This is a genomic window from Vulcanococcus sp. Clear-D1 (assembly GCF_014654725.1).
Classification (GTDB): domain Bacteria; phylum Cyanobacteriota; class Cyanobacteriia; order PCC-6307; family Cyanobiaceae; genus Vulcanococcus.
Genome location: NZ_JACVZV010000037.1, coordinates 35299 through 60049, shown reverse-complemented (window position 1 = coordinate 60049; position 24751 = coordinate 35299). Strand labels below are relative to the sequence as shown.

The following is a 24751-nucleotide window of genomic DNA, read 5'->3' as shown; positions in this document are numbered from 1 at the left end:
GGCAAAAGCCCAGGCATCGCTGTCAGGGGTGGTCGCAGACCGGGCGCTCAGGAGAAAGCCTGGCGAACCTCGGATCTTCCCGCTGGACGGAACTCTGCCGGGTTCCGACTACAGCCCTCAGGACTGTTCAACAATCCCATCTTAAGAAATGACTGTCAGCTCTGCAAGCCTGGGCGACAGTCGAGCGAGCGAGCCACCGCCCTTGAACCCCCAGCAGGATCGCAGGGCCGCCGAATGGCTGCAGGTGTGGCTTGAAGCGGGCCGGGAGGGGCAGGTGTTCACCTACACCAATCCTCGAGCCCTTGAACTGGGCTGCGGCGATCTGGTGCAGGTGCGCCTGCGGGGGCAGCGCCACATCGGTCTTGTGGTGGAGCTCCTCAATGAACCACCGCCTGAGCTCTCCAGCCGCCAACTCCAGCCCATCGAATCCCTGCACCAGCCGGCCGCCGTGGATCCCGGCTGGCAGCAGTTGATCCAAACGGTGGCCGAGCAGTGCCGCACCAGCCTGTTTCGCACGCTCAAAACAGCCCTCCCGCCAGGCTGGCTGGGGCAGCGCAAGGCCGGCAAAGCCCGCGGTGGCCGCCAGCAGTTGTGGCTTGAGCTCACCGATCCCGGCCGCAGCCAGAACCTCAGCGACCTCAGCCCCAGCCAGGCTCAGCTCCTGGAACACCTCCAACACCACAACGGTTGCGGCTGGCAGCAGCAGCTGTTGAGCCAGGTGGGTGTGGGCCGCAGCGTGGCCGACGCGCTGGTGAAGCGGGGGCTGATCAGCCGCGCCTCTCGCCCCTTCAGCGGCCGGACGGCCAGCGGCCTGTTGGCGAGCCAGGTCCTGGAGCCACCGCAACCCCTCACGGCCGACCAGCAGCTGGCCTTGCGCGCCCTGAATGCTGCTGGCCCCGGGCAACAGCTGTTGCTCTGGGGCGTGACTGGAGCCGGCAAAACGGAGGTGTATCTCCAGGCCGCCACCCAGCACCTGAACGAGGGGCGGTCGGTGATGGTGCTCACCCCCGAAATCGGCCTCATTCCGCAGTTGCTGGATCGCTGCAGCCGTCGCTTTGGCGATCGGGTGGTGGAGTACCACTCGGGCTGCAGCGACGGCCAGCGCATCGACACCTGGCGCCGCTGCCTGCAGGAGGGCGAGACGTTGGTGGTGGTGGGGACCCGCTCCGCGGTGTTTCTGCCCCTCAACAACCTGGGCCTGATCGTGCTGGATGAAGAGCACGATCGCTCCTACAAGCAGGACAGCCCGATGCCCTGCTACCACGCCAGAGATGTGGCAGCGCTGCGGGCCCAGGCCTGCGGGGCCCGCCTCCTGCTCGGATCGGCCACGCCAAGCCTGGAAACCTGGATGGCCTGTGAGGGGCCGCAACCGCGCTGCCAGCTGCTGCAACTGCCGCAACGCATCGGCGGGCGGCCGCTGCCGCCCGTGCACGTGGTGGACATGCGCCAGGAGCTGGCAGAGGGGCACCGGCGCCTGGTGAGCCGCCCCTTGATGGAACGCCTGGAGGCCCTGCCCGGCAGCGGCGGCCAGGCGGTGGTGCTGGTGCCCCGCCGCGGGTACAGCAGCTTTCTGAGCTGCCGCAGCTGTGGTGAGGTGGTGCAATGCCCCCACTGCGATGTGGCGCTCACGGTGCACCGCCAGCGGGAACGGTCCTGGCTGCGCTGCCACTGGTGTGACCACCGCGCTGAGATCAGTTCACGCTGCACAGCCTGCGGCTCCACGGCCTTCAAGCCTTTTGGAGCCGGCACGCAACAGGTGTTGGAGCACCTGGAGCAGGAGCTCGAAGGGCTGCGGCTGCTGCGCTTCGATCGCGACACCACCCGCGGCCGCGATGGCCACCGGCTCCTGCTGGAGCGCTTTGCCGCCGGCGAAGCGGATGTGCTGGTGGGCACCCAGATGCTGGCCAAGGGGATGGATCTGCCCCAGGTCACGCTCGCAGCAGTGCTGGCCGCCGATGGCCTGCTGCATCGGCCCGACCTCAGGGCCGCCGAGGAGTGCCTGCAGCTGCTCCTGCAACTGGCGGGCCGGGCCGGGCGCGGCGAAAGGCCCGGTGAGGTGCTGGTGCAGACCTACAGCCCGGAGCACCGGGTGATTCGCCACCTGGTGGACGGACGCTACGAGGCCTTTTTGCGAGAGGAATTGGCGGAGCGGCGCTCTGCTGCGCTGGTGCCCTTCAGCCGGGCCTGCCTGCTGCGCTTGGCGGGACCCTCAGCCAGCCGCACGGCCACAGCCGCTTCCCTGCTGGCTGAGCACATCCGCCCCCGCAGCGAAGGGCTGGGCTGGCTCATCATCGGGCCGGCGCCAGCGCCGGTGGCACGGGTAGCCGGGAACTGCCGTTGGCAGCTGCTACTGCATGGGCCTGCGGACGGCCCACTGCCGGTGCCGATGGAGAGCGAGCTCCGGGCACTGCTGCCGCGGGATGTGTCGCTGGCGATCGATCCTGATCCGCTGGAGCTTTAGGCGGGCAGCTGGGGCAAGCCGAAGCCAGCTGCCAGCTTGAGCCGTTGCAGCAGAGCCACCAGGCCCAGCAATAGGGCAATCACCAGCGCTCCCACCCCCAGACGGCTCCAACGCCAGCAAGACAGCTCCAACTGGTTCAGCGCACCGGGCTGCACATGCCAAACCAAGGTGGAGGGTCGACCCTGACGTGCTGGCAAGGCCTCCACCGCAAGCGGTTCGGCCTTGCGGATGGCCCGCTGGGGCCAGGGTTCGAGCGTCAGCTTCAAATCCAGCCCAGGCAAGGCCTGCAAACCACGCAGATCGAGGCTGCCGTGGAAGTCCTGCCTGACCCCCAGCAGCCAGTTGCGCTCCTGCAGGCTGAACTGCGGCGTGGGCAGATCAACCGCGGCGAGAGTCGCCCCCTGCTCAACGGTGGCGGCGAGCAGATCGAGGGCCTGCTGGGCCGGCAGGGCCGGTGCCTTAAGGCTGAGCTGGCCATGGTCCTGGCGCACACTCCACGGGGTGAACTGCAGCGCAGAGGCCAGCTGCCGCTGCCACGGCAGCGGATGACCGGTGCTCGATTGGCTGGTCTGGCTGATCTGCAGGCGTCCCGGCGCCGTGAAGCGCAGCGAGGTGTCCAGATCCACGCAGCCCCCTAGGAGGGCGGTGATCAGCAAGAGCACCACAGCCACCAGGGCAAAGCCGAGGGGGGCCGTGGTTGGTCCGGTGGGGGGCGCCGGCGGTGGAGGCGGGAGCCGGCGGCGACGGCGCGCCAGGGCCTGCACCTGCCCTTCCAACGGCTGCACCTCCCCTAGTGACGGCAGGGTCATCGACCACTCGCGCGGGCGCTCGAGCGCCGGAGCCTCCAGCACCTCTTGTAGATCCTTGGCCTGGCTGCGCAGGCTGGCATCTCGGCAGGCCCGCAGACTGCGGCAGGTGGCAGCAGCAGCGGCGCTGTTGCCCTGCCCCATCTGCGCCGTGGCCAGCAACAACCGCAGCTGCCCTCCGAACGGGCTGCTGGCGGGATGCTGCTCAAGCAGGGGAGCAAGCAGCTGCTGGCAGCGCCCGTAGTCACCACGCTCCAGCGCCTGGCGGGCTGGTTCGCTGAGCGCTTCGAAGGAGTCGAACTCAGGCTGCTGCACGGGCCGGCTAGCGGGGCTGGGTGCTGCCCACCACCATGGTGCCGATGCCGGCGTCGGTGAACACCTCCAGCAGCAGGGCGTGGGGGGTGCGGCCATCCACGATGTGGGCTGCCGACACGCCCTGGGCCAGGGCGCGGATGCAGCATTCTGTTTTCGGAGTCATGCCACCGGCCACCACACCGTTGGCAATCAGCCCGCGGGCCTCGGAGAGGGAAACGGAGCGGATCAGCGAGGCGGGATCCTCACGGTTCTGCAGGATGCCGGGCGTGTCGGTGAGCAGGATCAGCTTCTCGGCCTGCAGGGCTGCAGCCAGCTCACCGGCCACGGTGTCGGCGTTGATGTTGTGGGCCTGGCCAGCGGCATCCGCGGCCACCGAGGAGATCACGGGGATGTAGCCCGCATCCAGCAGCGGGAAGAGCACCGATGGATCCACCGCCGCCACATCACCCACCAGGCCATTGCTGCCGTCGCCATAGGTGCGGGCCCGCACCAGGGAGCCATCACTGCCGCACAGGCCCACGGCCCGGGCACCCAGGCGATTGAGCCCATTCACGATCTGCTTGTTCACCCGGCCCACCAGCACCATCTCCACCACATCCATGGTTTCGGGGGTGGTGACCCGCAGGCCATTGCGGAACTGGGGCTCGATCTGCAGCCGGCCGAGCCAGTCATTGATTTCGGGGCCGCCGCCGTGCACCACCACGGGCTTCACACCCACGGAGCTGAGCAGCACCAGATCGCGGTACACCGCATCGCGCAGATCCGCGCGCACCATGGCCGCCCCGCCGTACTTCACCACCACGCGGCGGCTGGCAAAGCGCTGGATGTAGGGGAGGGCTTCGCTGAGAACCGACACCCTCAGGGCATCGCTGTGATCGTGCTCGACGGACATGGACATCAACAGGGCATCAAGTCAGGCGGGCTGCACAGGCAGCAGTTCCAGCAGCAATTCACCACGGGCAGGCTGGCTGAGGCGAGCCTCAAGGCCCTTATCGAAGAAGCGGCCAAGGCGCTCGCGCTTCTCCTGCCAGCGCTCGAACGGAACGCCCTCGGTGCGGAAGCGCATCGCCAAGCCATAGCGCCCCTCCACGGCCAGTTCGGTCACACTCTCCAGCTGGGGCGGGGCATCCTCATCCCAAAGCTTGAGGGCCTCCAGGGAGCTCTCGAGATGGGCCTTCTGCCCGTAGCGCCAGCGGGTCACGTCCTTCACCAGCTTGCGCAGGGTTTGACTCGCGGGTGCATCGCGCAGAGCCGTGGCTTCAGCGGAGGGGGGAACCAACTGCGCCGGAGGCAACTCGGAGGACTTGAGCGCCAAGCCCCCCAGCAGGATCGGAATGCCGTAGAAGATCGTGGGCAGGCTGAGATTGGGGTTGCCGGTGGCGTAGCCGATCCAGCCGATCACCGAGAGGGAGGCCCCGGCAATCGTGACTAGGCTGCCGGGGGAAACGATGGAAAGCATGGGCTCATCTTCGGTCAGCGCGGGCAGCGCCGGAGACGCGGGCAGCGCCGGGGAACCGAGCACTGCAGAAGTGAGCAAGCCGGAGGCCAGCACAGCTGAACTGGTGGAGCAGCTGCGCGCCGATCGGCTCTGGCTGCTGCAACAGATCGATGGGGGCCGCTGGCCGGAGCTGCGGCTGGATCTGGCCGCCCTCGAGCGCGAATTGGGCCAGGTGCTTGAGCAGGCCCAGGAGAAGCTCAACCTGGGCAGCAACAGCTGAAGGATCAGAACGGAATCTCGTCCTCACCCTCCGGTAGATCCGGCACCAGCGGTGAGGCATTCCAGGCCGGGGGTGCTGGAGGAGCCGCAGGGGCCGGTGCTGAAGCGCGAACCGGTGCTGCGGCTGGAGGCCGGCTGGAGGCCATGGGTGCGGGGGCGCTGGCAGGCATGGGGGTAACCCCGCCGCTGCCGCCAACGGGATGCAGGCGCGAGAGGGTGAACTCAGCACGCTTTTCCTTCACACCGTCCTGCCGGGTCACGGTGTTCATGCGCAGGCGGCCCTCCACCATCAGGCGCTGACCCACCTGCACACGGTTCTGCAGGTCCTGCGCGAGGCTGCCCCAGCCCACCACCTTCAGCTGGCCCGGCGGATCATCGGGGCGAAGCCCATCGAACTGCACCGCCATCTCCGCCACCGGAGTTTGGTTGTCCTGGGTGTAGCGCACCTGGGGCGCCTCCAGCACCTCCACCTCCAGCAAGCAATGGTTCACGGCAGCGTTCATGGGCAGGGGGCCACATCCTGATGCACGGCCCGGTTTTGCACCAGGGGGCCCCAGCAGCAGGGCACTGGGTGTGGCTGTTCGCCGGCACCGCCGAAGGACCGCCCCTGGCGGAGGCCCTGTTGGCCCGCGGCTGGCAGGTGCGGGTGAGCGTGGTCACCGCTGGAGCCACGCGGGCCTACCGCCCACACCCAGGCCTGGCCCTGCAGGTGGGTGCCTGCAGCAGCGATGCCGCGCTCGAGCAGCAGTTACGGCACCTGGCGCCCCGCTGGGTGGTGGATGCCACCCATCCCTTTGCGCAGGAGATCACGGCACGGCTGGAGAGGCTCTGCGGCGAGCTGGATCAACCCTTGCTGCGGCTGGATCGGCGCGAACCTGTCGCCTCACAACCCGCTGAACAGCTGCAGCTGCTGGAGAGCTTCAAAACTCTGAGTGGCTTGGCGCTGGCTGGTGAGAATCTGCTGCTGGCGATCGGCGCCCGCCAGCTGCGGGAGGCCATGGCAGCAACACCACACTGCCAGCACTTTGCCCGGGTGCTGGAGCAACCCGGCAGTCTGCAGGCCGCGCGGGCAGCTGGGTTACCCGATCACCACATCGCCTGCCTGCGGCCGGATGCCAGCGGCGAGGGCCGGCTGGAGGAAGCGCTGTGCCGGCGCTGGCAGATCGATCGGGTGCTCTGCCGCCAGGGGGGCGGCCGCAGCGAGCTGCTCTGGCGGAAGGTGTGCCTGCGGCTGCAACGACCGCTGCTACTGCTGCGCCGGCCAATCGATGCCACCGGGTTGCCCCTGGAGGCTCTGCTGGAGAAGCTGGGCCAACCCTGAGCCCTGGCTGGATCTCACCAATGGCCGACACCGCGATTCTGGGCCTCACCACTGAAGCCAACCTCCAGCTGGCGGAACAGCTCGCGGCAACCCTGGTGGAGCGGCGACTGGCCGCCTGCGTGGCCCTGAAACCGGTGACCTCGATCTACCGCTGGCAGGACCAGATCGAGCGGAGCGAGGAGGTGCAGATCCTGATTAAAAGCCATCCATCCCAGGCCGCCGCTCTAGAGCAGGCCGTGCAGGAGCTGCACAGCTACAGCACGCCGCAGTGGTTGGTTTGGGCGGCCGAGGCCAGTGACGCCTACGACGCCTGGCTGAGCGAGTGCTGCGCCATCAGCTGACGCAGATCCACCTGGGGACGAGGACCCAGCTGGGTGACGACCTGACCGGCGCAGAGCGATCCGAGGCGCCCGCAGGCCTCCACCGATTCACCCTGGGTATGGGCATGGAGGAAGCCGGCGGCATAGAGATCACCGGCACCAGTGGTGTCCACCAGGGGGCCGAGCTTCACCGGTTCGATCACGTGGGTGCCGCTGCCGTTCAGGAGCACGGAACCGAGCTCACTACGGGTGAGGGCAGCGATACGGCAACGGCCGCGCACCTGTTCAGCTGCCTCCTCAAAGCTGTTGGCCTTGTAGAGGGAGGTGATCTCCATCTCGTTGGCAAAGAGGATGTCCACATGGCCATCCACCAGCTCCTGGAAGCTGTCGCGGTGGCGCTCCACGCAGAAGGCATCGGAGAGGCTCAGGGCCACCTCGGCGCCGTTGGCGCGGGCCACTTCGGCGGCGGCGATGAAGGCGCGCTTCGCTTCATCGCTATCCCAGAGGTAGCCCTCCAGATACAACACTTTGGCCTGGGCCACCATCTCCAGATCGAGATCACCGGGATCGAGGCCCACCGAGGCACCCAGATAGGTGCACATCGTGCGCTGGGCATCGGGGGTGACAAGGATGAAGCAGCGGGCCGTCGACGGGCCGTCGGTGGCAGCCGGGGTGTCGAAGCGGGCACCCACGGAGCGAATGTCATGGGCAAAGATGCTGCCGAGTTGGTCGTTACGCACCCGGCCGATGAAGCCGGCGCGGCCGCCCAACTGAGCGATGCCAGCCAGGGTGTTGGCGGCGGAACCGCCGGAGGTTTCCAGGCCAGGACCAACGCTGGCGTAGAGCCGCTCGGCCTGCTCTTCGTCCACCAGGGCCATGGTGCCCTTGGTGAGCTCAAGGTTGTCGAGCTGGTCGTCGTCGGCGTGCACGAGCACGTCAACGATGGCGTTGCCGATCCCGACAACGTCGAGGGTTTTGGATTGGGCCATCAAAGGGATCAGCGGCTGAGGAGAGCCCGCTTGGGCCCGTGGATCGGATCTTCCACCACGATCGTCTGATCACGGTCGGCGCCAAGCGACACGATCGCGATGGGCACCTCCATCAGCTCTGCCAGGAACCGCAGGTAGCTCATCGCCGTTGGGGGCAAATCCTCAAGGGTGCGGCAGTCGGCCGTCGAGGTTTGCCAACCGGGCAGGGTTTCGAAGATCGGCTGGCAGCGAGCGAAGTCTTCAGCGGAGCTGGGGAAATGCTCGATGCGCTGGCCGTCGAGCTCGTAGGCCACACACACCTGGATCTCATCAAGCTCGTCGAGCACATCAAGCTTGGTGATCGCGAGGCAATCGAGGCCGTTCACCTCCACGGCGTAGCGACCAATCACGCCATCGAACCAACCGCAGCGGCGGCGGCGGCCGGTGGTGGTGCCGTATTCCCCGCCGCGATCGCAGAGGTGATCGTTCAGGCTGCCCTCCAGCTCAGTGGGGAAGGGGCCTTCACCCACGCGGGTGGTGTAGGCCTTGGCTACACCGATCACACGGTCGATCAGGGTGGGGCCGACGCCGGCGCCAATGCAGGCACCGCCGCTCACCGGATTCGACGAGGTGACGTAGGGATAGGTGCCGTGGTCGAGGTCGAGCAGCGTGCCTTGGGCGCCCTCAAACAGGATGTTTTGGCGGGCCCGGGCAGCCTCATGGATGGTGCGGGTGCAATCCACCACGTGGGGCGCAAGACGCTGGCCGTAGGCCACGTATTCAGCCACCACCACCTCGAAATCGAGCGGTTCAAGGCCGTACAGCTTCTGCAGGGTTTCGTTCTTCTCGGCCAGGGGGCCGGCCAGGCGGTCCCGCAGACGTGCTTCATCGAGGATGTCGATGATGCGAATGCCGTTGCGCTGCGACTTATCCGCATAGGTGGGACCGATGCCCCGACCGGTGGTACCAATGCGCCGATCGCCCCGCTGCTGCTCCATCGCCTGATCCAGCAGGCGGTGGTAGGGCATGGTCACGTGGGCTGTTGAGGCCAGGCGCAGACCATCCACCGCAATGCCGTTCTCGGCGAGCATGTCGAGCTCACCGATCATCACCTTGGGATCCACCACGGTGCCTGAGCCGATCAGGCACACGGTGTCTGGGTACAGGATGCCGGAGGGGATCAGGTGCAGCTTGAGCACCTTGTCGTCCACAACGATGGTGTGGCCGGCGTTCACGCCGCCCTGATAACGCACCACCACATTGGCGGAGCGGCTGAGGAGATCGGTGATCTTGCCCTTCCCCTCGTCACCCCACTGCGCACCGATGACGACGACGTTGGCCAAGGACACAGCGGCCCGCAGCCGCTTCAAAGCACAAACAAAGAGGATCTCAGATCGAGCTGCCGTCCGTCAAAGTGCCGGCTTCAGATGCGACTTCTTGACACAAAAAAGCGGCCCACAGGCCGCTGTTGCAACGTTGGAAACGTTGGGGGCGTACCAGGACTCAGGCGCCGCGAACCACTCCGGTTTCCGCTTTCTTCAGCTCCTTCGAAACGCGGTCGCGAAGCGCGTCAGGCACCGGACGGTTGGGGTAGTTGGCGTAGTGACCCGCCAGGGAGTTGAGGGCGGTCTGCATGGTGGTGAACGACGCCAGGCCGTTCACCTTGGGCTGAGGCCGGTAACGGGCCATGTAGTCGTTGATGAGACCGCGAGCTGAGGTTTCAGCTTCGCTGCGGCCGGGATCATCTGCGGGCAAGGCAATGGTGGCCAGCAGGGTGTCGGCCACAGCCACCGTGTCTTCCACGTAGTTGCCGCTGAGGGGGCCTCCGCCGGAGCAGGCGGTGAGCATCAGGCAGAGGCACAGGCACACCGCCAGGACGGCTGCTTTGAGTTGACGCCAACCAGCCGCCATGGAGTTCCTGCAAGGGTTGTGCGGATCCTATGGCGTCAGGCTGAGAGCAGCCCGGCTCGTTCACGCTCCAAGTGCACCTGCAGCTGGGCGAGGACAGCAGAGGCTGGAACGTCGCTGCGCTCGCCGCTGGCGCGCTGCACCAGTTCCACCTGACCATCAGCAGCACCACGGCCCACCACCACCCGCCAGGGGATGCCCAGCAGATCGGCGTCCTTGAACTTCACGCCGGCGCGCTCGCTGCGGTCATCCAGCAACACATCGATGCCAGCGGCCTGGAAGGCTCCATAAAGCTGTTCACCGAGCTCCCGCTGCGGAGCCTCGGCCACGTTGGCGATCACCACAATCACCTCGTAAGGGGCAATGGCGGTAGGCCAGCAAATGCCGTTGGCATCGTGGTGCTGCTCCACGGCGGCCTGGGCGAGTCGCGAGACGCCAATGCCATAGCAACCCATCCAGAGAGGCTCATCCTGGCCGGCTTCGTTGGTGAAGGTGGCCTCGAGGGCAGCGGAATACTTGCGCCCCAGCTGGAAGATGTGGCCCACCTCGATGCCGCGGCTGGCCTGCAGCTGCTGCGCAGGATCGTGCAGGCAGCGATCACCCGGCTGGGCTGCCCGCAGATCCAGGCTCTCAGGCGCCGGGCAGAGGGCGCCCCAGCTGGCACCCACCCGGTGGGTATCGAGGCTGTTGGCCCCACAGACAAAGCTCTGCAGCGCAGTGGCTGTGGCGTCGGCCAAGCGCAGAAAACGGGGCTGCCAGCTGCGGGCACCCGAGAGCACAGCGTCCTCCAGGTGGGGGCCCATGAAGCCGAAGGGAATCGGCTCGAGCCCCTCCTTGGCCGCCGCTTCAGCCGTCAGCGGGGTGATTTCAAGCAGGGTGCCGTGCTCGGAGCTGCAACGCGCACTCACGGCATTGGCCAGCTTCACCTCATTGAGTTGCTGATCGCCCCGCAGGCTCACCAGCAGCGGCTGCAGGCAGCCGTCTTCGAAGCGGGCCAGCAGCAGCAGCACCTTCACGGTCTGGCTGGGATCAAATCCATGGGCGCTGCAGAGCGCCTCGATCGCGCTCTGAGCAGGGGTGGGCAGCGCATCGCCGCTGCCACCGGCGCGGGCCCCACCGGGCAGGGGAACCGCGTCAGCCGGCAGCGACACCGCACGCTCCTGGTTGGCGGCATAGCGGCCGTCACCACTGGCGAGGATCAGGTCCTCGCCGGCCTCTGCCGTCACCATGAATTCCTGGCTGGCGGAGCCGCCAATGGCGCCGCTATCGGCCTCCACAGCCACGGCGCGAAGGCCGCAGCGGCTGAAGATGCGCCGATAGGCCTGATCCATCGCCGCGTAGGTCTGCTTCAGGCAGGCCTCATCGGCATGGAAGGAATAGGCGTCTTTCATGATGAATTCACGCCCCCGCATCAGGCCGAAACGGGGCCGGATCTCATCGCGGAATTTGGTCTGGATCTGATAAAGGTTCACCGGCAGCTGCCGGTAGGAGCGCAGCAGATCCCCCGCCAGAGCGGTGATCACCTCTTCATGGGTGGGACCAAGGCCCAGCTCGCGGCCTTGACGATCTTCGAGGTGGAACATGATCCCCTCACCAGCGGTGTAGCCGGCCCAGCGGCCGCTGCGTTGCCAAAGCTCGGCGGGTTGGAGCTGGGGCAGCAGGGTTTCGAGCGCGCCGGTGCCGTTCAGTTCTTCGCGGACGATCGCGGAGATCTTCTGCAAAACCCGCCAGAGCAACGGCAGATAGGCGTAGATGCCACTGCCCACCCGGCGGATGTAGCCGGCACGCAGCAACAGCTTGTGAGAGGGGATCTCGGCTTCGGCGGGATCATCCCGAAGCGTCACCAGCATCAGGCGGGAGACGCGCATGGGATGCTCAGCAGAGAAGGAGGCCGGAAGCTACCACCGAGCTCTGGCCCAACCGGCTGCAGAAGCGCCACACCGCCAGCTTGAAAGCAGAAAGATTTCCAGTTCGGCAGCGAAAACTCTGCTAACTTCCGCTGCAAGTCCAATCTGTCGCATCCAGGTCTCATGCAAGCCCATTCGGTCGCAACGGCAATGGGCGGAGGCGCGCAGTTCACCGGCACCCAAGCCGAAGCACCTGCTGGCGAAAGCGGCGACAACCTGATCGGCATCGACGAGGTTCAGCGTTGCCTGAACCGATCCCGCGCCTCGGTGTACCGCTACACCAACACCGATCCGCGCAATCTCAACCCTCCCTTCAATCCCCGCAAACTCAATCCGGAATACCGCAGCGATCAAAAAGATCCGCTGCTGTTTCACCCCAACGAGGTGGCGCGGTTTGCCCGGGATGTCCTGCGGATCAAGGAAGTGACCGTTGAGGTGCTCAATTCGCCCTCGACCGCCACACAGCAGCTCCTGGGCTCAATCCTGGAGGAGCTGCGCGCGATCCGTGGCCTCCTGAGCGAGGCCGAAGGGCGCCCAACCTCCCTGGAGAGCCGCAGGGAGCATCACGATCAAGCCCGGCCCGCCGCCTGAGCGGTTTTCACCACTTGCCAGCCGGCCTGGAAATGCCAAGCTGAGGGGAATTAGACGCTGATCCGTTGAACGGTGGTTGCATCGCACCCTGCCGATGCGTCGCCGCCAACAGCTTGCATGGATTCAGAACCCCCTCCTCGACCCTCCGATCACTCAACGCTGCTCGCTGCAGGTGAATCGGAGCCACAGCCTTCAGGCCAGCCCTCTGACTCCGGCGACGAACCCTTCAGTCCTCTCTACAGTTCGGGCAGCCTGTTCCACACGGCAGCTCCCCTGTTCGGCGTTGTCGTTGCCCTCTGCACCCTTGTGGTGCCCCTGGCAAGCGTGATTGGCGATCGCCGCTCGGCCCCAACAGCCATCTCCCCAGCCACGGCCCATGGACTTGCACAGCCTGCAGGCCTCACCGGCGCCAGGGCTGGTGAATCTGATGGTGGAGATTCCAGCCGGCAGCCGCAATAAATACGAGTTCAACGCGGAGGCCGGCCTGATGGTGCTGGATCGGGTGTTGCACTCCTCCGTGCGCTACCCGTTCGATTACGGCTTCATCCCCAACACCCTCGCGGAGGACGGCGCTCCCCTCGATGCCATGGTGATCATGGATGAGCCCACCTTTGCCGGCTGCCTGATCACAGCCAGACCGATCGGCATCCTCGACATGGTGGATTGCGGGGCCCACGACGGCAAGCTGCTCTGTGTTCCGGCCGCCGATCCGCGTCAGCGCGAGATCCACAGCATCCGGCAGATCGGGGCCAACCAGCTGGAGGAGGTGGCGGAATTTTTCCGCACCTACAAAAACCTCGAGGGCCGGGTGATCGAGATCAACGGCTGGCTGGATGCCGATGCCGTGCCCGCACTGCTCGAGCGCTGCATCGCCGCCGCCGCCAGCCTCAGCTGAGGCGCTGCAACAGGAAGCCCTCGAAGCCAAGGGCCTGAAAGATGCGGGCTGGATCACCGAAGCCAGCCGCATTCACCAGGCTGGTGAGCCGCGCCAGGCCGATGGGATGGAGCCCCTCCTGCAGCGCATCCTCAAGGCCGCTGGCCCGCTGGAAGCCGCGCCAGGCCTGATCCAACTGCCCTTCCAGTGAGGGCAGGCTGGTTTGCATCAGATCCACCAGCACCAGCTGGGCGCCAGGCTGCAGGCAGCGGGCCAGAGCGGTGAGGAAGGCCAGTTTGCTGCCGTCATCCGGCAGCGACTGCAGCACCAGCACCGAGAGTGCGCCGGCAAAGCGGCCTGCCATGCCCGGCTCATCCACCAAGGCCTCCACTGTGGACTGCTGCCACTGGATCGACGCCTGCTCACCCAGGCGCTGACGCGCTTCCTGCAACATCTCTGCGCTGGGATCGAGGGCCGTGAGGCTCCAGTCGGGCCGTTGGGCCACAGCTTCCAGCAGCTCAGAACCGGTGCCGCAGCCAGCCACCAGCACCTCAGCCCCCGAGGTGGCGGCCACCGGCGAGGCGGCCAACAGGGCCACCGACAGACGCGCCAGGCTGCCGTAGCCAGGAATCATCTGGCTCTGGAGCCGTTCGTAACCGGAGGACTGCACCGCGTATCAGCCAGAAACCCAATGTTACGGAGCCCGGCCATCACGGCATTTGGTGTCAGCCCTCAACATCGGCCGCAGGAATCGGCTGCGGCCAGGTAAGTTTGTCGGCGCCGAAGATCCCCGTCCGACCGTGCCCACCATCCGTTTCGAACAGGAAGGCCAGCAGGTCGGATGCATCGAGGGGGCAAACCTGCGCAAGGCCGCCATCGATGCCGGCATCAACCCTTACAAGGGCCTGAACAACCTCAACAACTGCGGTGGCGTGGGCCAGTGCGGCACCTGCGTTGTGGAAGTGGTGGAAGGCATGCAGAACCTCTCCCCCCGCAGCGATGTGGAGCAGGTGTACCTGGCTGATCGTCCCGCGAATTACCGCCTGAGCTGCCGCACCAGCGTCAACGGCGATGTCACCGTGCGCACCCGTCCCCAGGCCGGTGCGGGTTCCGGGTCCAACAGCCTGATGGGCGCCCTCAAGAGCCTGATCGGCAAGTGAGCCCGCGGCTCCGGATCTACAGCTACGCCAAATGCGGCACCTGCCGCAAAGCCCTGCAATGGCTCGCCCAGCAGGGCTTTTCTGTGGAGGCCGGCAATGTCGAGCTGCTGGACATCACCGAGCAGCCGCCCACTACCGCCGAACTGAGCGCGGCCTTCAAGAGCCTCGGCCGCAAGCGCCTGTTCAACACAAGCGGCCAGAGCTATCGGGCCCTCGGCAGTGCCACCGTTGCCGCGATGGACGACCAGGCCGCCCTGGCAGCCCTGGCCGCCGATGGCAAATTGATCAAGCGGCCCTTCGCGCTGACCCCCGAGGGGGCAACGCTGCTGGGTTTCAAGCTGGAGGAGTGGCAGGCGGCTCTGCAGCACTGATGGGGGCGGTGAGCTCATCGAGCTCATCCATCAGCGCATCAATGCCCGCCCGGTTCATCTGGGCCAGGTAGTTGAGTTTGAGCTGCTGCAGCAGCGCACAGAGCAGCTCCTGGCTGCGCTCGAGCGTGCCGGCCTTCTCGAGGGCCGCCGCCAGCTCCTCCCAGAAGCGATCGATGGCCTGTTGCAGCAGGGCGCTCTGACGATCGTCGCTGCGGGCCAGGCGCTGGGCGGTGCCGCGGGAGAGGTCGAGCAGGCTGTCGACCACACCTCCGGCCAGCTGCCGGCTGACGCCTGCCGGCACCATCACGCCACCGGGAACCTCCCGCAGCTGCTGCTGCAGGGCATGGCCCAGCAGCGACTGCAACTCCGGCGCCAACCGCGGGGTGACCTGACCCAACACCATCGGCCCCCAGAGGCGCAGCAGATCCAGGAGCTGCTGCTCATCGGCGCCGCTGACGCTCTGGTGGCTGCGGAGGCTGCGGATCCAGCGCGGCCACTGGGAGGAGCGAATCAACGACTGGGTGCCATCCACCAGCTGCAGCGCCAGAACCTCGAACAGCTCAAGAGCCAGCAGCGACACCACAGCCCGGCTCACGGCAGCCCGCAGCGGCTCCACGTTGATCAACTGGGCCTGGCTCAGGCGCTCCACCACGGGAACAACCCGCATCCAGCGCCAGAAGGGCAGCAACAAAGGCAGATCGATCCAACGACGCAGCAACGCATCCCGCCAGCTCAGCCCCGGGAAGCGCCGCCGCATGCGCAACATGCGCAGCAGGATGTCGAGGGCGAACACACTCTGGAAGAGCAGCAGGTCGATCCGCCAGAAGTGATCGGTGGGCCTGCCGTTCTCATCGATGGAGCGCCAGTAGCTGGTGGCCACCAATGGGAGCACCTGCTGCTGCCAAAAACGCCGCTCCTGCTGCCAGCTGCTCTGAACAAGCCAGGGATCGCCCAGCAGTTGGGCGGCCGCCTGCTTAGCCGAATCATTGCCGGCTCGCTGCCGCAGGCGGTTCTTGATCTTTTCGAGAGTGCCGCTGTTGCCGGAGGCTGCAAACGGGTTCTCGTTGATCATCGCCTCAGTGAGAGCCACCAGGCGGCGCCGCTGCGCTGCGCTCTGGGCGGGCGTGGCACCGTTGAGAAGGGCCTGATCCAGCCGCTGAAAAGCCTGCAGATAGGCCTGCGTTTCCCGGTGGGGCTCGATTCCCTTGACAGGGTCGTAAAGGGGGGTGAGATCGGGCAGCAGGCTGAGGGGAACCACCAGGGGCACCTGGGGCAGCGGCGTGAGGTTGCGCTGCAGCCAGAAGGTGCGGAGGGGGATGTAGGTGATGTCGAACAGCACCAACAGCAGGTTGACCCCAGCCCAGAGGGCCACAGCCCGATCCCAGTGGCGCCAGAGCCGCGAGGCCGTGACCCTCTGGGCCGACAACCAACGCGGACGAACCATCTGAAGCTGAGCCAACGGCCCTAATCTGCCTCACTTGCACCTGCTGCAGGCAGTTCCAGCCCTTGTCCAGCCCCGACCAAGACGCGACCGCACCGCAGCCCGACCCACAACCAGCCGCGCAGCAGGAAAACCCCTGGGTGTTCTGGCGGGGTGTGCTGATCACCATCGGTGTCGCCCTGGGTGTGCGCCAAACCGTGATCGAGGCCCGCTACATCCCTTCGGGCTCGATGCTGCCGGGGCTGCAGCTCCAGGATCGGCTGCTGGTGGAAAAGCTCAGCTACCGCAGCCGTTCACCCCAACGCGGCGAGATCGTGGTGTTCCATGCCCCGCACCATTTCGATCCGGTGCTCAAGCCCAGCCATCAGGCCGGCCCGCTGCGGTGCCTGCTGGTGAACCTGCCCCTGGTGAACCTGGTGCCTGGTCTGCAGGAACCGGCCTGTGATGCCTACATCAAAAGGGTGGTGGCCGTAGCCGGCGATCAGGTGGTGATCAATCCCCGCGGCGAGGTGATGGTGAACGGGCAGCGGCTGAAGGAGCCCTACGTGAGCAACTACTGCCCGGTGGATGAGCAGGGCATGGGCCCCTGCCGCACGCTCAACGCCACGGTTCCCCCCGGCCATGTGCTGGTGCTGGGCGACAACCGCGGCAACAGCTGGGATGGTCGCTTCTGGCCCGGTGGTGCCTTCCTGCCGGAACGCGAAATCATCGGCCGGGCTTTCTGGCGGTTCTGGCCACTGGGCACCGCCGGCGAACTCAACAGCAGCGATCCGCTCAAGCCGGCGAAACCGACCAGCGCCGCAGCTCCGGGATGAGGCCACTGGCGAGCACCTGGCCCGTGAGCGTGCCTGTCGCGGCCGGCTGATTGGCCGCCTGGGGGCCCCAGCTGTCGTTGCGGGGCTCCCAGCGACAGCTGGGATCGAACACCACCCATTGATCGCTGCCCAGGCTGAGGCTCGGGGGAGCCAGGCCCAGCAAGCGAGCAGGAGCGAAGCAGAGGGCACGCCAGAGCTGCTCGGCGCTCCAGCCGCGTTTCAGCACGAGCTCCTGCCACAAACAGGGCAAAACGAAGCGATGGCCCGCTACCCCGGGCTTGCGCTGATCCAGCGGCAGCAGCTGCTCCTCCGCATCCAGCGCCTGGTGGTGCACGGCGACAGCAGTGAGGACTCCATCGGCCAAAGCCTGCTGAAGGGCCTGGCGATCCGCCGGGGTTCCCAGGGGTGGCACCACCCGCCAGCCCTCCGCAATGGGATCAAGGCTGCCGCTATCGGCCAGCAGATGCCACCAGCACACCGTGGCCTCGGGGCGCTGCTCAGCCGGCAGATCCCGCAGCAGCGCAACGCCGCCTTCCGTGGAGAGATTCATCAATTGCACGCGCCGCTGCGGGTGACGCCGGGCCATGGCCAGCAGGTTCTGCAGCGGCAGGGTTTCGCTGATGGAGGGATCGGTGGGCCAACCCGCGCGCAACGCTTCCACCCCCTCGCGCATGAAGCCGCCCTGGCTGAGGCTGGCGTCGCGGGGGAGCAGGAGCACAGGTGCGTCGCCGCATTCGCCCAGGCTGAGGCCGCGCTCCAGCAGCGCCAAGGGCGGGATCTGATCCGCCTCAGCCAGGCCGATGGCACCGGCGGCGAGCTGATCGCCGTGGGGCGCCAGATCAGCGCCGCTGGCGCCATGGCTGAAGCTGCCCCAGAGCAGCAGCTGCAAGCGGCCGAGAGGCGTCAGACCCTGCAAGCGCTCGGGCCGATCGCGCCAGCTCGAGGCACGCGGCAGCAGGGCCACGGTGCCATAGCCGGCCGCCAGGGCCGAACGCTCCAGGGAGGCCAGGGATTCGGCCGATCCGGTGGCCGGATCCTCCAGCTCGGAATGGGGATCCACCAAGGGCGGTGCGAGCAGCCAGGCCTGGGCATCGAGCACCTGAGCACCACAGGCCGTGGCCTGAGCTGCAGCATCGCCGCCGATGGCCATGAGCCGCCCCGCCTGGATGAGCACATCACAACGGCGCAGCCCAGCACCTTCCGCTTCGAGCAGCTGAACCTGATGCAGCAGCAGCGGCTGCTCGGGGTTGCGGGTCATAGAGCGCCGGCGGCGGTGCGATCCAGAACACCCCCAAGATGGGCCGTTTGGTTCAGACACACCACCACCGGCGCTTGATCGGGCCCGTGGGGGTAATCGATGACGGTGACGCCTCCATTGCCCTGCTTGACCGCCCAGATATCGGCGGGCCCAAGCCCCAACAGGGCGCAAAGGATGGTTTTGTTCACGGCGTCATGAGCCACCACCAGGGCCGTTTCATCGCTGTGCAAGCTCGCGGCGATGGTGTTCCATCCGCGCAGCGAACGGTCCCACACGTCGTGGATGGTTTCGCCATTGGGCATCTGCACCGTTTCCGGCGCGCGCTTCCAGGCAGCCAGCAGCTCGCCCCAGCCTTCGGAGATTTCCGATTCCAGGCAGCCCTCCCATTCCCCATGACCGATCTCCACCAGGTCGCGCACGCTGGCGAGGGGCACCCCGGGGTGGTGGCTCAGGATGCCTTCAGCGGTTTGGCGCGGCCGGGCCATGGAGCTGGTGTAAGCCCGCTGGAACGACACCTTGCGCAGGAAGTCACCGGCGGCGGCAGCCTGAGCGCGGCCGTTTTCGTTGAGCGGGATATCGATCTGTCCCTGAAAGCGGCCCTGGCGGTTCCAGTCGGTTTCGCCGTGGCGCACCAGCAGCAGGCGCGGGCCGGACCCCTTGGAGGGCAGGCGTCCGCCGCACACCTCGGGGTGGAGATGGGTGGTGCCATTGAGCGATTCGATCTGCACCGAAAGATCCCCCTCGCCATCGGCGCTGAGGTTGAGCACCGAGAGGGAGGCGTTGTCGACCCGCAGGCGGCGGAACCCGCTGGCCTCCAGACCCAGCAGGGTGAGCAGCGTGCAGCGCAGGATGGCGTTGTGGCCCACCACCAACACGGTCTGAGGGGTGGGGCTGGAGGGGTTGTGCTCAGCCAGCAGACGATCGACGAAGCGGCGCGCCTGATCCATCAACTCAGGGATCGGGGCGTAGCTGCTGCCATCGGCCCGCTGCAGCACCAGCTGCTGTGGGTGCTGCTTCCAGGTGCGATAGGCCTCAGGGAAGCGCTCCTGCACCTCGCTGCTGAGCAGACCGCTCCAGGGAGCCAGATCCACTTCCAGCAGATCGTCGTCGAGGCAGGGCTCAAGGCCACCACCTTGGGCGGCCAGTAGAGCAGTGGCGGTGTCGTGGGCGCGGCGGAGCGGAGAGCTATAGGCCGCCGTGATCGGCAGATCACGCAGGGCCTCACCCGTGGCCAGGGCTTGCTTCACGCCCTCCTCGGTGAGGCTGGAGAGATCGTCGCGGCCCTGGATTCGGTGCTCGAGATTGAAGCTGCTCAACCCATGGCGAACCAGCAGGATCCGGAGAGACACAGGCGCAGGATTGAGCAAAAGCCATCGTATTTGGTGGGGTTTGAGCCCGAGCTCCCGCTCACACGCAGGCCAGCCCCAACTCAGCCCACAGCGAAACGATGAGATGCTGCGCTGATCAGCACCACGGAGCAGGCGCAGGGTGACAGCAGCCAACAGGCCCGGCGGCAGACCGGACGGGGCACCGCCGGGTTGGAAGGTGGCGTTGGCCTCGGTGAGCCTGGCCCTGAGCCTGTTGCTCTGGCTCAACGGTCTGATCGACAGCCTCAGTCGCCCTTCCGTCGGCAACGACCTCAACCGCCGCCAGCTGGAGCTGGCCGTGCTGGCGGAACCGCAGCTGAGCGGACCGCTGCCCGACCTACTGGCGGGCCGCAGCCCTGTGGAAACCCTGCGCAAGGCCTTGACCGAGGAGATCAACGACGCGCGGGAAGCAGGCCAAACCCCCGATCCAGACCTGCTGCTGGAACAGGCGCTGCTGCTGCGACGCCAGGGGCAGACCCCTGCCTCCGATGCGCTGCTGGCGGAACTGGCCGCCGGGAGCAGCCCTCAGGCGATCCTGGCCCAGGCTCTGCTCAACCCAGAGCCCAAGCCAGCCGGGCCGGCGAAGACAACCTTGATCGAGGCGCTGCCCCAGGGTGGCGTGCTGCAGCTGTGGAGCTGTGAAGCACTCACGCCAGGCGCCAACTGCGGCGCTGGGGGTGCCAGCCGGCGGGCGCTGCTGCAGCTCGTGAGCGTGAGTGTGCTGCCGGTGCTGTTGCTGCTGCTGGGCAGCGCCGCATTGCTGCGGGAGTTTTGGATGCGTTGGCGTGGCCGCGCTGCGGAGGCACCGCCGCTGCAGGGCCCACAACTCAGCGGCCTCGATGCTGTGCTGCTGATCGCGGGCGGTTTCGTGGTGATCGGGGAGCTGCTCACACCGCTGGTCGTGGGCCCCTTGCTCACGGGCCTGCTGCTGCAGCTAGCCGTGACCAGCCCCCTACGCGAGGGCATCAGTGTGGTGAGCCTTTACCTGGCTCTGATGGCCGGGCCCCTGCTGATCCTGGCGCTGTTGCTGGGGGGTAAAGGGGCCATGGGTGGACTGCAGTTCCGCTGGCGCCCCCTGGCCTTGAACCTGCGGCAGGGGCTGAAGGGCCTGTTGATGGTGCTGCCGCTGGTGAGCTTGGTGGGCTGGCTGCAAGGGCAGCTCTGGGGGGATCCGGGCGGCAGCAACCCTCTGCTGGAACTTGTGCTCAACAGCCACAACGTGCCGGCACTGGCCTGTTTCGGCTTCACGGCGATCGTGCTGGCACCGCTGTTTGAAGAAACGATCTTCCGCGGCGCCTTGCTGCCGGTGGCGGCGCGAAAGCTGGGTGCGTCCGGCGGCATCCTGCTCAGTGCGGCGGTGTTCGCTGTGGCGCACCTGAGCCTGGGGGAGCTGCTGCCGCTGCTGGTGCTGGGGGTCGGGCTGGGCTGGGTGCGCTGGAGCAGCGGCCGGCTGGGCAGCTGCGTGCTGATGCATAGCTTCTGGAATGCCCTCACCTTCGCCAATCTGGTGGTGCTGGGCTGGTAGCGAACAGAGCCGTGAATCTCAGTGCTTGATCGCCCCCTTGCTGGAGGGGCGGGCGCGTGGTTCACTTGCGCAGTTCTGCCGCGCACCTGTGGTCGCCGCCCCACTGCATCAGACCCAAGAGGGTCAACGGCGATCCACCGCTCGGCCCCTGGAACTGATCCAGGGATCGCTGTCGTCGCGCAAGGCCGATCGCCAATCCCCCTTGCTCGGCAACCTGCATCGCATCGCCGATGGCAGCCTGCTGGGCTTGGGGGTGGCCGTGCTCGGCCTGAGCGGCCTCACCCTGCATTGGCAGGGGCAGTGGACCCAGAACTTCCAGAAGCTGGAAGCAGCCCAACGGCTGGAGCATCGCTTGCAGGAATCTGCCGCTGTGCTGGAGCAGCATCACCTGGGCATGACCCGCAAACCTGCCCTGCTTGAACCCACCTCCAGCCAGAAACTCGTGTATCTCGAGCCTCCGGCCACAGCTCAGCAGCCCCGCCTACGCGCCCTACTGGCCCAGGTGAATCCCCGTCAGATCCTGCCGGGATACTGATGGCGGTTCACCGCCTCGAAAGCCGGCGGCCGGTCCCCCGCAGCAGCGGCGGTGGGCGCCAGCGGCGCGTGTTGACCCTGAGCCCGGTGCCTGCAGCTCGTCTGTGGGCGGTGTATCTGCTGATGGCGGCTGGCCTGAGTGGCCTAGCCCTGAGGCTGGCCTGGGTTCAGGTGTTGCAAGGCCCTGAGCTGCTCGATCGCGCCCGCGCGGTGCAAACCCAAACGATCACGCCTCTGGGCCGGCGCCGCACGATCGTGGATCGCCAGGGCAGCTTGGTGGCCCTTGATGAGGAGCGCTTCACCCTGTGGGCGCACCCCCGCTACTTCGCCTTCCCCGGCGATGACATCGGCAAGCTGCGCAGCCCATTGGATGTGGCCCGCAAGCTCTCCAGCGTGTTGGCCCTGCCCATGGCCGATCTGGTGCGGGCCATGGAAGGCCGCAAATCGGGGGTAAAGCTCACTAGCGATCTCGATCCAGAAACCGCCCAGCGGGTACGCGAACTGGGGATCAGCGGCATCGATCTAGAGCCCTACCCGCAGCGGGTTTACCCGCAGGGCAACCTGTTCGCGAACGTGGTGGGGTTCCTCAACCTGGAGCGGGTGCCGCAGGCGGGTTTGGAGCAGAGCCGCAACAGCGACCTACGCCGCCACGAAGCCACCCGCCAGCTCCGCCGCGGAGCCGATGGCACCCCACTGCCCGATGGGCTCAAGGCCGGCGTGCTCTACGGCGACGATCTGCGTCTACAGCTCACCCTCGATGCGCGCCTGCAGCAGGTGGCGCAGATGGCGCTGAGCAAACAGGTGAAGCAGTGGAACGCCAAACGCGGTGTGGCGCTGGTGATGGATGTGCGCAACGGCGAACTGCTCGCCCTGGCCTCCACCCCCACCTACGACCCCAATCAGTTCTGGAAATACAAGCCCGGGCTGTTCCGCGAGTGGTCGGTGCAGGATCTCTATGAACCGGGATCAACCTTCAAGCCGATCAATCTGGCGATCGCGCTGCAGGAAAACGCCATCGATCCAGCCGGCAAGGTGAATGACAACGGTCAACTCACCATCGGCGGCTGGCCGATCTTCAACCACGACCGCAAAGGCAACGGGGTCATCGATTTCCCCACGGTGCTGCAGGTGTCGAGCAATGTGGCAATGGTGAAGGCGATGCAGCGGGTGAAGCCCGCCAAGTTCTGGAATTGGCTGCACGCCCTCGGCATCGATACCAAACCCGATACCGATCTGCCCGGTGCCGTTGCCGGCCAGCTCAAAAGCCTAGAAACCTTCCGCACCCAGCCGATCGAGCCCGCCACCGCCGCCTTTGGTCAGGGCTTCAATCTCACGCCGCTGAAGCTGCTGCAGCTGCACGCGATGCTCTCCAACGGCGGCAAGCTGGTGAGCCCCCACATCACCCGTGGCCTGCGCTCGGGCGACGACCTGGCCGCCGCACCGCCCTCCACCGGGCTGCAACTGATCCGGCCGGAAATTGCCCAGACGGTTCTCAACTGGATGGAAACCGTGGTGGAGAAGGGCAGTGGCAAGGGCACCTACATCCCCGGCCACCGCATCGGCGGCAAAACGGGCACCGCCCAAAAAGCCGAAAACGGCGTCTACATCCCTGGGGCTCGCATCACCAGCTTTGTGGCGCACCTACCGATCAATGATCCGCGCTACGTGGTGCTGGTGGTGGTCGACGAGCCCAAGGGAGGCAATGCCTACGGATCCACCGTGGCGGTCCCCGTGGCACGCCAGATCATTGAATCGCTTCTCGTGATCGAGAAGATCCCACCGAGCAAGCCAGTGGCAGGCTGAGGGTCTGGCGGCCGGGTAACCGCTTGATGACAGAGGCGGTTCTTCGCCAATCCGCTGGCTAGTTTGAGCGCATCTCACGGGGCCCTGCATGGCCAACCTGCTCGATCAACTGGCCGCCATGACCGTTGTGGTCGCCGACACCGGTGACATCAACGCCATCCGCCAGTTCACGCCGAGGGACGCCACCACAAACCCCTCCTTGATCCTGGCGGCAGCGCAGATCCCGGCCTATCAAAACCTGATCGATCGCTCCCTGCAGGAATCCCGGGAGGTGTGCGGCAGCGCAGCTCCAGCCGAAGAGGTGGTGCGCGAGGCACTCGATGAAATCTGCGTCACCTTCGGCACCGAGATCCTCAAGATCGTTCCGGGCCGCGTGTCCACCGAGGTGGATGCACGCCTCAGTTTCGATACCGAAGCCACGATCACCAAAGCCCGCAAGCTGATCGGCCTCTACCGCCAGGCCGGCATCGGCCGCGAGCGGGTGTTGATCAAGATCGCCTCCACCTGGGAGGGAATCAAGGCGGCTGAGGTGCTCGAGAAGGAAGGCATCCACTGCAACCTCACCCTGCTGTTCAGCTTCGCCCAGGCGGTTGCAGCCGCTGAAGCAGGCGTCACGCTGATCTCACCCTTCGTGGGGCGCATCCTCGACTGGTACAAGAAGAGCACCGGGCGCGAGAGCTACCCCGGCCCCGAGGATCCGGGCGTGGTGTCGGTGACCCAGATCTTCAACTACTTCAAAACCTACGGCTACAAAACCGAGGTGATGGGGGCCAGTTTCCGCAACATCGACGAGATCATCGAACTGGCCGGCTGCGACCTGCTCACCATCTCACCGAAGCTGCTCGATCAGCTCCGCAACACCGATGGAGAGCTGATCCGCAAGCTCAACGCCTTCAATCCGGCCCCCACCGATGAGCAACTGCATCTGGATCGTGAGGGCTTCGAAGTGATGATGCACAAGGATCCGATGGCCACGGAGAAGCTGCAGGAGGGCATCACCGGCTTCACGCGCGCCATCGAAACCCTCGAGGCTCAGCTGGCCCATCGCCTCGGCGAACTCGAGGGCGCCAGTGCCTTCCAGCACGCCGCCCAGGAGATCTTCCTGCTCAATGATCTCGATGGCGACGGCTGCATCACCCGTGAGGAGTGGCTGGGCAGCGATGCGGTGTTTGATGCGCTCGACACCGACCACGACGGCCGTCTACTGCCGGCCGATGTGCGCGGTGGCCTAGGAGCAGCTCTGGCCATCAGCGGTTCTTAACCTGCCTGCCCCACACTGGGGGCACTGT

25 protein-coding genes are annotated in these 24751 nt (G+C 66.6%); 13 read left to right on the top strand and 12 right to left on the bottom strand.

Annotated features, from left to right (window positions below):
- The first annotated feature begins 202 nt into the window (after positions 1–202).
- The gene (gene priA / locus H9532_RS14260; protein WP_296369706.1) at positions 203–2461 is read left to right on the top strand and encodes a primosomal protein N'; all 2259 of its coding nucleotides are present in this window, start codon (positions 203–205) and stop codon (positions 2459–2461) included.
- On the opposite strand, the gene H9532_RS14255 is transcribed toward priA, so the two are convergent.
- From H9532_RS14255 to H9532_RS14245, 3 genes are read right to left on the bottom strand one after another with little or no spacing between them, the layout of a single operon-like run.
- On the bottom strand, positions 2458–3582 hold the full coding sequence (locus tag H9532_RS14255; RefSeq protein ID WP_296369704.1) for a DUF3153 domain-containing protein: 1125 nt from the start codon (positions 3580–3582) through the stop codon (positions 2458–2460). The genes priA and H9532_RS14255 overlap by 4 nt on opposite strands.
- Positions 3583–3589: 7 nt before the next feature.
- Positions 3590–4480: an acetylglutamate kinase gene (argB, locus tag H9532_RS14250; RefSeq protein ID WP_296369703.1), complete on the bottom strand. Its 891-nt coding sequence runs from the start codon at positions 4478–4480 to the stop codon at positions 3590–3592.
- Between the two features lie 15 nt (positions 4481–4495).
- Positions 4496–5041 carry a DUF2854 domain-containing protein gene (locus tag H9532_RS14245; RefSeq protein WP_296369702.1) on the bottom strand — a complete coding sequence of 182 codons (546 nt, stop codon included), beginning with the start codon at positions 5039–5041 and terminating at the stop codon, positions 4496–4498.
- Between H9532_RS14245 and H9532_RS14240 the strand changes: the two genes are divergently transcribed.
- Positions 5031–5300 (top strand): hypothetical protein, encoded by a 270-nt coding sequence (locus tag H9532_RS14240; protein ID WP_296369700.1) that lies wholly within the window; start codon positions 5031–5033, stop codon positions 5298–5300. The two genes, H9532_RS14245 and H9532_RS14240, sit on opposite strands and share 11 nt — an antisense overlap.
- A 4-nt stretch (positions 5301–5304) precedes the next feature.
- On the opposite strand, the gene H9532_RS14235 is transcribed toward H9532_RS14240, so the two are convergent.
- Positions 5305–5802, bottom strand: a complete 498-nt coding sequence (locus H9532_RS14235) for a single-stranded DNA-binding protein (RefSeq protein ID WP_296369698.1) — start codon at positions 5800–5802, stop codon at positions 5305–5307.
- Positions 5803–5822: 20 nt separating this feature from the next.
- Between H9532_RS14235 and H9532_RS14230 the strand changes: the two genes are divergently transcribed.
- Complete coding sequence (locus H9532_RS14230) at positions 5823–6620, top strand: precorrin-6A/cobalt-precorrin-6A reductase (RefSeq protein ID WP_296369696.1); 798 nt, start codon at positions 5823–5825, stop codon at positions 6618–6620.
- Between the two features lie 20 nt (positions 6621–6640).
- Positions 6641–6961: a divalent-cation tolerance protein CutA gene (gene cutA, locus H9532_RS14225; protein ID WP_296369695.1), complete on the top strand. Its 321-nt coding sequence runs from the start codon at positions 6641–6643 to the stop codon at positions 6959–6961.
- Here the strand turns inward: cutA and H9532_RS14220 are convergent.
- From H9532_RS14220 to H9532_RS14205, 4 genes are all read right to left on the bottom strand, one after another.
- On the bottom strand, positions 6922–7929 hold the full coding sequence (locus H9532_RS14220) for an adenosine kinase (RefSeq protein ID WP_296369694.1): 1008 nt from the start codon (positions 7927–7929) through the stop codon (positions 6922–6924). The two genes, cutA and H9532_RS14220, sit on opposite strands and share 40 nt — an antisense overlap.
- 8 nt (positions 7930–7937) lie before the next feature.
- Positions 7938–9257 (bottom strand): adenylosuccinate synthase, encoded by a 1320-nt coding sequence (locus H9532_RS14215; protein WP_296369883.1) that lies wholly within the window; start codon positions 9255–9257, stop codon positions 7938–7940.
- Between the two features lie 154 nt (positions 9258–9411).
- Positions 9412–9819, bottom strand: coding sequence for a photosystem II protein Psb27 (gene psb27, locus H9532_RS14210; protein WP_296369692.1), 408 nt, complete (start codon positions 9817–9819; stop codon positions 9412–9414).
- A 35-nt stretch (positions 9820–9854) separates the two neighbouring features.
- Complete coding sequence (locus tag H9532_RS14205; RefSeq protein WP_296369690.1) at positions 9855–11684, bottom strand: proline--tRNA ligase; 1830 nt, start codon at positions 11682–11684, stop codon at positions 9855–9857.
- Between the two features lie 189 nt (positions 11685–11873).
- Between H9532_RS14205 and H9532_RS14200 the strand changes: the two genes are divergently transcribed.
- On the top strand, positions 11874–12314 hold the full coding sequence (locus H9532_RS14200; RefSeq protein WP_296369688.1) for a hypothetical protein: 441 nt from the start codon (positions 11874–11876) through the stop codon (positions 12312–12314).
- 376 nt (positions 12315–12690) lie between these two features.
- A complete protein-coding gene (locus tag H9532_RS14195; protein WP_296369686.1) occupies positions 12691–13209 on the top strand; it encodes an inorganic diphosphatase in 519 nt (172 codons plus the stop codon).
- Here H9532_RS14195 and H9532_RS14190 read toward each other — a convergent pair.
- Complete coding sequence (locus H9532_RS14190; protein WP_296369684.1) at positions 13202–13858, bottom strand: class I SAM-dependent methyltransferase; 657 nt, start codon at positions 13856–13858, stop codon at positions 13202–13204. The genes H9532_RS14195 and H9532_RS14190 overlap by 8 nt on opposite strands.
- Before the next feature lie 130 nt (positions 13859–13988).
- Here H9532_RS14190 and H9532_RS14185 point away from each other — a divergent pair, with 130 nt between their 5' ends.
- Together H9532_RS14185 and H9532_RS14180 are read left to right on the top strand one after the other, a co-directional pair.
- Complete coding sequence (locus H9532_RS14185) at positions 13989–14348, top strand: 2Fe-2S iron-sulfur cluster-binding protein (RefSeq protein ID WP_296369682.1); 360 nt, start codon at positions 13989–13991, stop codon at positions 14346–14348.
- Positions 14345–14719 (top strand): Spx/MgsR family RNA polymerase-binding regulatory protein, encoded by a 375-nt coding sequence (locus tag H9532_RS14180; RefSeq protein ID WP_296369679.1) that lies wholly within the window; start codon positions 14345–14347, stop codon positions 14717–14719. The genes H9532_RS14185 and H9532_RS14180 overlap by 4 nt, the downstream gene beginning before the upstream one ends.
- On the opposite strand, the gene H9532_RS14175 is transcribed toward H9532_RS14180, so the two are convergent.
- A complete protein-coding gene (locus H9532_RS14175) occupies positions 14682–16163 on the bottom strand; it encodes a hypothetical protein (protein WP_296369677.1) in 1482 nt (493 codons plus the stop codon). The two genes, H9532_RS14180 and H9532_RS14175, sit on opposite strands and share 38 nt — an antisense overlap.
- Positions 16164–16225: 62 nt before the next feature.
- Here H9532_RS14175 and lepB point away from each other — a divergent pair, with 62 nt between their 5' ends.
- Entirely contained in the window at positions 16226–16975 is a 750-nt protein-coding gene (gene lepB, locus H9532_RS14170) for a signal peptidase I (RefSeq protein WP_296369675.1), read from the top strand.
- On the opposite strand, the gene H9532_RS14165 is transcribed toward lepB, so the two are convergent.
- Positions 16935–18233, bottom strand: coding sequence for a dihydroorotase (locus H9532_RS14165; RefSeq protein ID WP_296369673.1), 1299 nt, complete (start codon positions 18231–18233; stop codon positions 16935–16937). The two genes, lepB and H9532_RS14165, sit on opposite strands and share 41 nt — an antisense overlap.
- Positions 18230–19582: a histidine phosphatase family protein gene (locus tag H9532_RS14160; protein ID WP_296369671.1), complete on the bottom strand. Its 1353-nt coding sequence runs from the start codon at positions 19580–19582 to the stop codon at positions 18230–18232. The genes H9532_RS14165 and H9532_RS14160 overlap by 4 nt, the downstream gene beginning before the upstream one ends.
- A gap of 139 nt (positions 19583–19721) precedes the next feature.
- On the opposite strand from H9532_RS14160, the gene H9532_RS14155 reads away from it, so the two are divergent.
- The 4 genes from H9532_RS14155 to H9532_RS14140 all read left to right on the top strand — a co-directional run bounded on the left by H9532_RS14155 (position 19722) and on the right by H9532_RS14140 (position 24723).
- Positions 19722–21125 carry a CPBP family intramembrane glutamic endopeptidase gene (locus H9532_RS14155; RefSeq protein ID WP_296369669.1) on the top strand — a complete coding sequence of 468 codons (1404 nt, stop codon included), beginning with the start codon at positions 19722–19724 and terminating at the stop codon, positions 21123–21125.
- 88 nt (positions 21126–21213) lie between these two features.
- A complete protein-coding gene (locus H9532_RS14150; RefSeq protein WP_296369666.1) occupies positions 21214–21660 on the top strand; it encodes a hypothetical protein in 447 nt (148 codons plus the stop codon).
- Entirely contained in the window at positions 21660–23462 is a 1803-nt protein-coding gene (locus tag H9532_RS14145; protein WP_296369665.1) for a penicillin-binding protein 2, read from the top strand. The genes H9532_RS14150 and H9532_RS14145 overlap by 1 nt, the downstream gene beginning before the upstream one ends.
- Positions 23463–23550: 88 nt before the next feature.
- Positions 23551–24723, top strand: coding sequence for a transaldolase (locus H9532_RS14140; protein ID WP_296369663.1), 1173 nt, complete (start codon positions 23551–23553; stop codon positions 24721–24723).
- Positions 24724–24751 lie beyond the last annotated feature (28 nt).

Excerpts from the sequence above, each read along its gene's own strand:
- argB (WP_296369703.1), bottom strand. The coding sequence starts at position 4,480 with ATGTCCATGTCCGTCGAGCACGATCACAGCGATGCCCTGAGGGTGTCG.
- H9532_RS14205 (WP_296369690.1), bottom strand. The coding sequence starts at position 11,684 with ATGCGCGTCTCCCGCCTGATGCTGGTGACGCTTCGGGATGATCCCGCC.
- cutA (WP_296369695.1), top strand. The coding sequence starts at position 6,641 with ATGGCCGACACCGCGATTCTGGGCCTCACCACTGAAGCCAACCTCCAG.
- H9532_RS14220 (WP_296369694.1), bottom strand. The coding sequence starts at position 7,929 with ATGGCCCAATCCAAAACCCTCGACGTTGTCGGGATCGGCAACGCCATC.
- H9532_RS14200 (WP_296369688.1), top strand. The coding sequence starts at position 11,874 with ATGGGCGGAGGCGCGCAGTTCACCGGCACCCAAGCCGAAGCACCTGCT.
- H9532_RS14165 (WP_296369673.1), bottom strand. The coding sequence starts at position 18,233 with ATGACCCGCAACCCCGAGCAGCCGCTGCTGCTGCATCAGGTTCAGCTG.
- H9532_RS14240 (WP_296369700.1), top strand. The coding sequence starts at position 5,031 with ATGGAAAGCATGGGCTCATCTTCGGTCAGCGCGGGCAGCGCCGGAGAC.
- H9532_RS14195 (WP_296369686.1), top strand. The coding sequence starts at position 12,691 with ATGGACTTGCACAGCCTGCAGGCCTCACCGGCGCCAGGGCTGGTGAAT.
- H9532_RS14140 (WP_296369663.1), top strand. The coding sequence starts at position 23,551 with ATGGCCAACCTGCTCGATCAACTGGCCGCCATGACCGTTGTGGTCGCC.
- H9532_RS14175 (WP_296369677.1), bottom strand. The coding sequence starts at position 16,163 with ATGGTTCGTCCGCGTTGGTTGTCGGCCCAGAGGGTCACGGCCTCGCGG.
- psb27 (WP_296369692.1), bottom strand. The coding sequence starts at position 9,819 with ATGGCGGCTGGTTGGCGTCAACTCAAAGCAGCCGTCCTGGCGGTGTGC.
- H9532_RS14245 (WP_296369702.1), bottom strand. The coding sequence starts at position 5,041 with ATGCTTTCCATCGTTTCCCCCGGCAGCCTAGTCACGATTGCCGGGGCC.
- H9532_RS14235 (WP_296369698.1), bottom strand. The coding sequence starts at position 5,802 with ATGAACGCTGCCGTGAACCATTGCTTGCTGGAGGTGGAGGTGCTGGAG.
- H9532_RS14145 (WP_296369665.1), top strand. The coding sequence starts at position 21,660 with ATGGCGGTTCACCGCCTCGAAAGCCGGCGGCCGGTCCCCCGCAGCAGC.
- H9532_RS14230 (WP_296369696.1), top strand. The coding sequence starts at position 5,823 with ATGCACGGCCCGGTTTTGCACCAGGGGGCCCCAGCAGCAGGGCACTGG.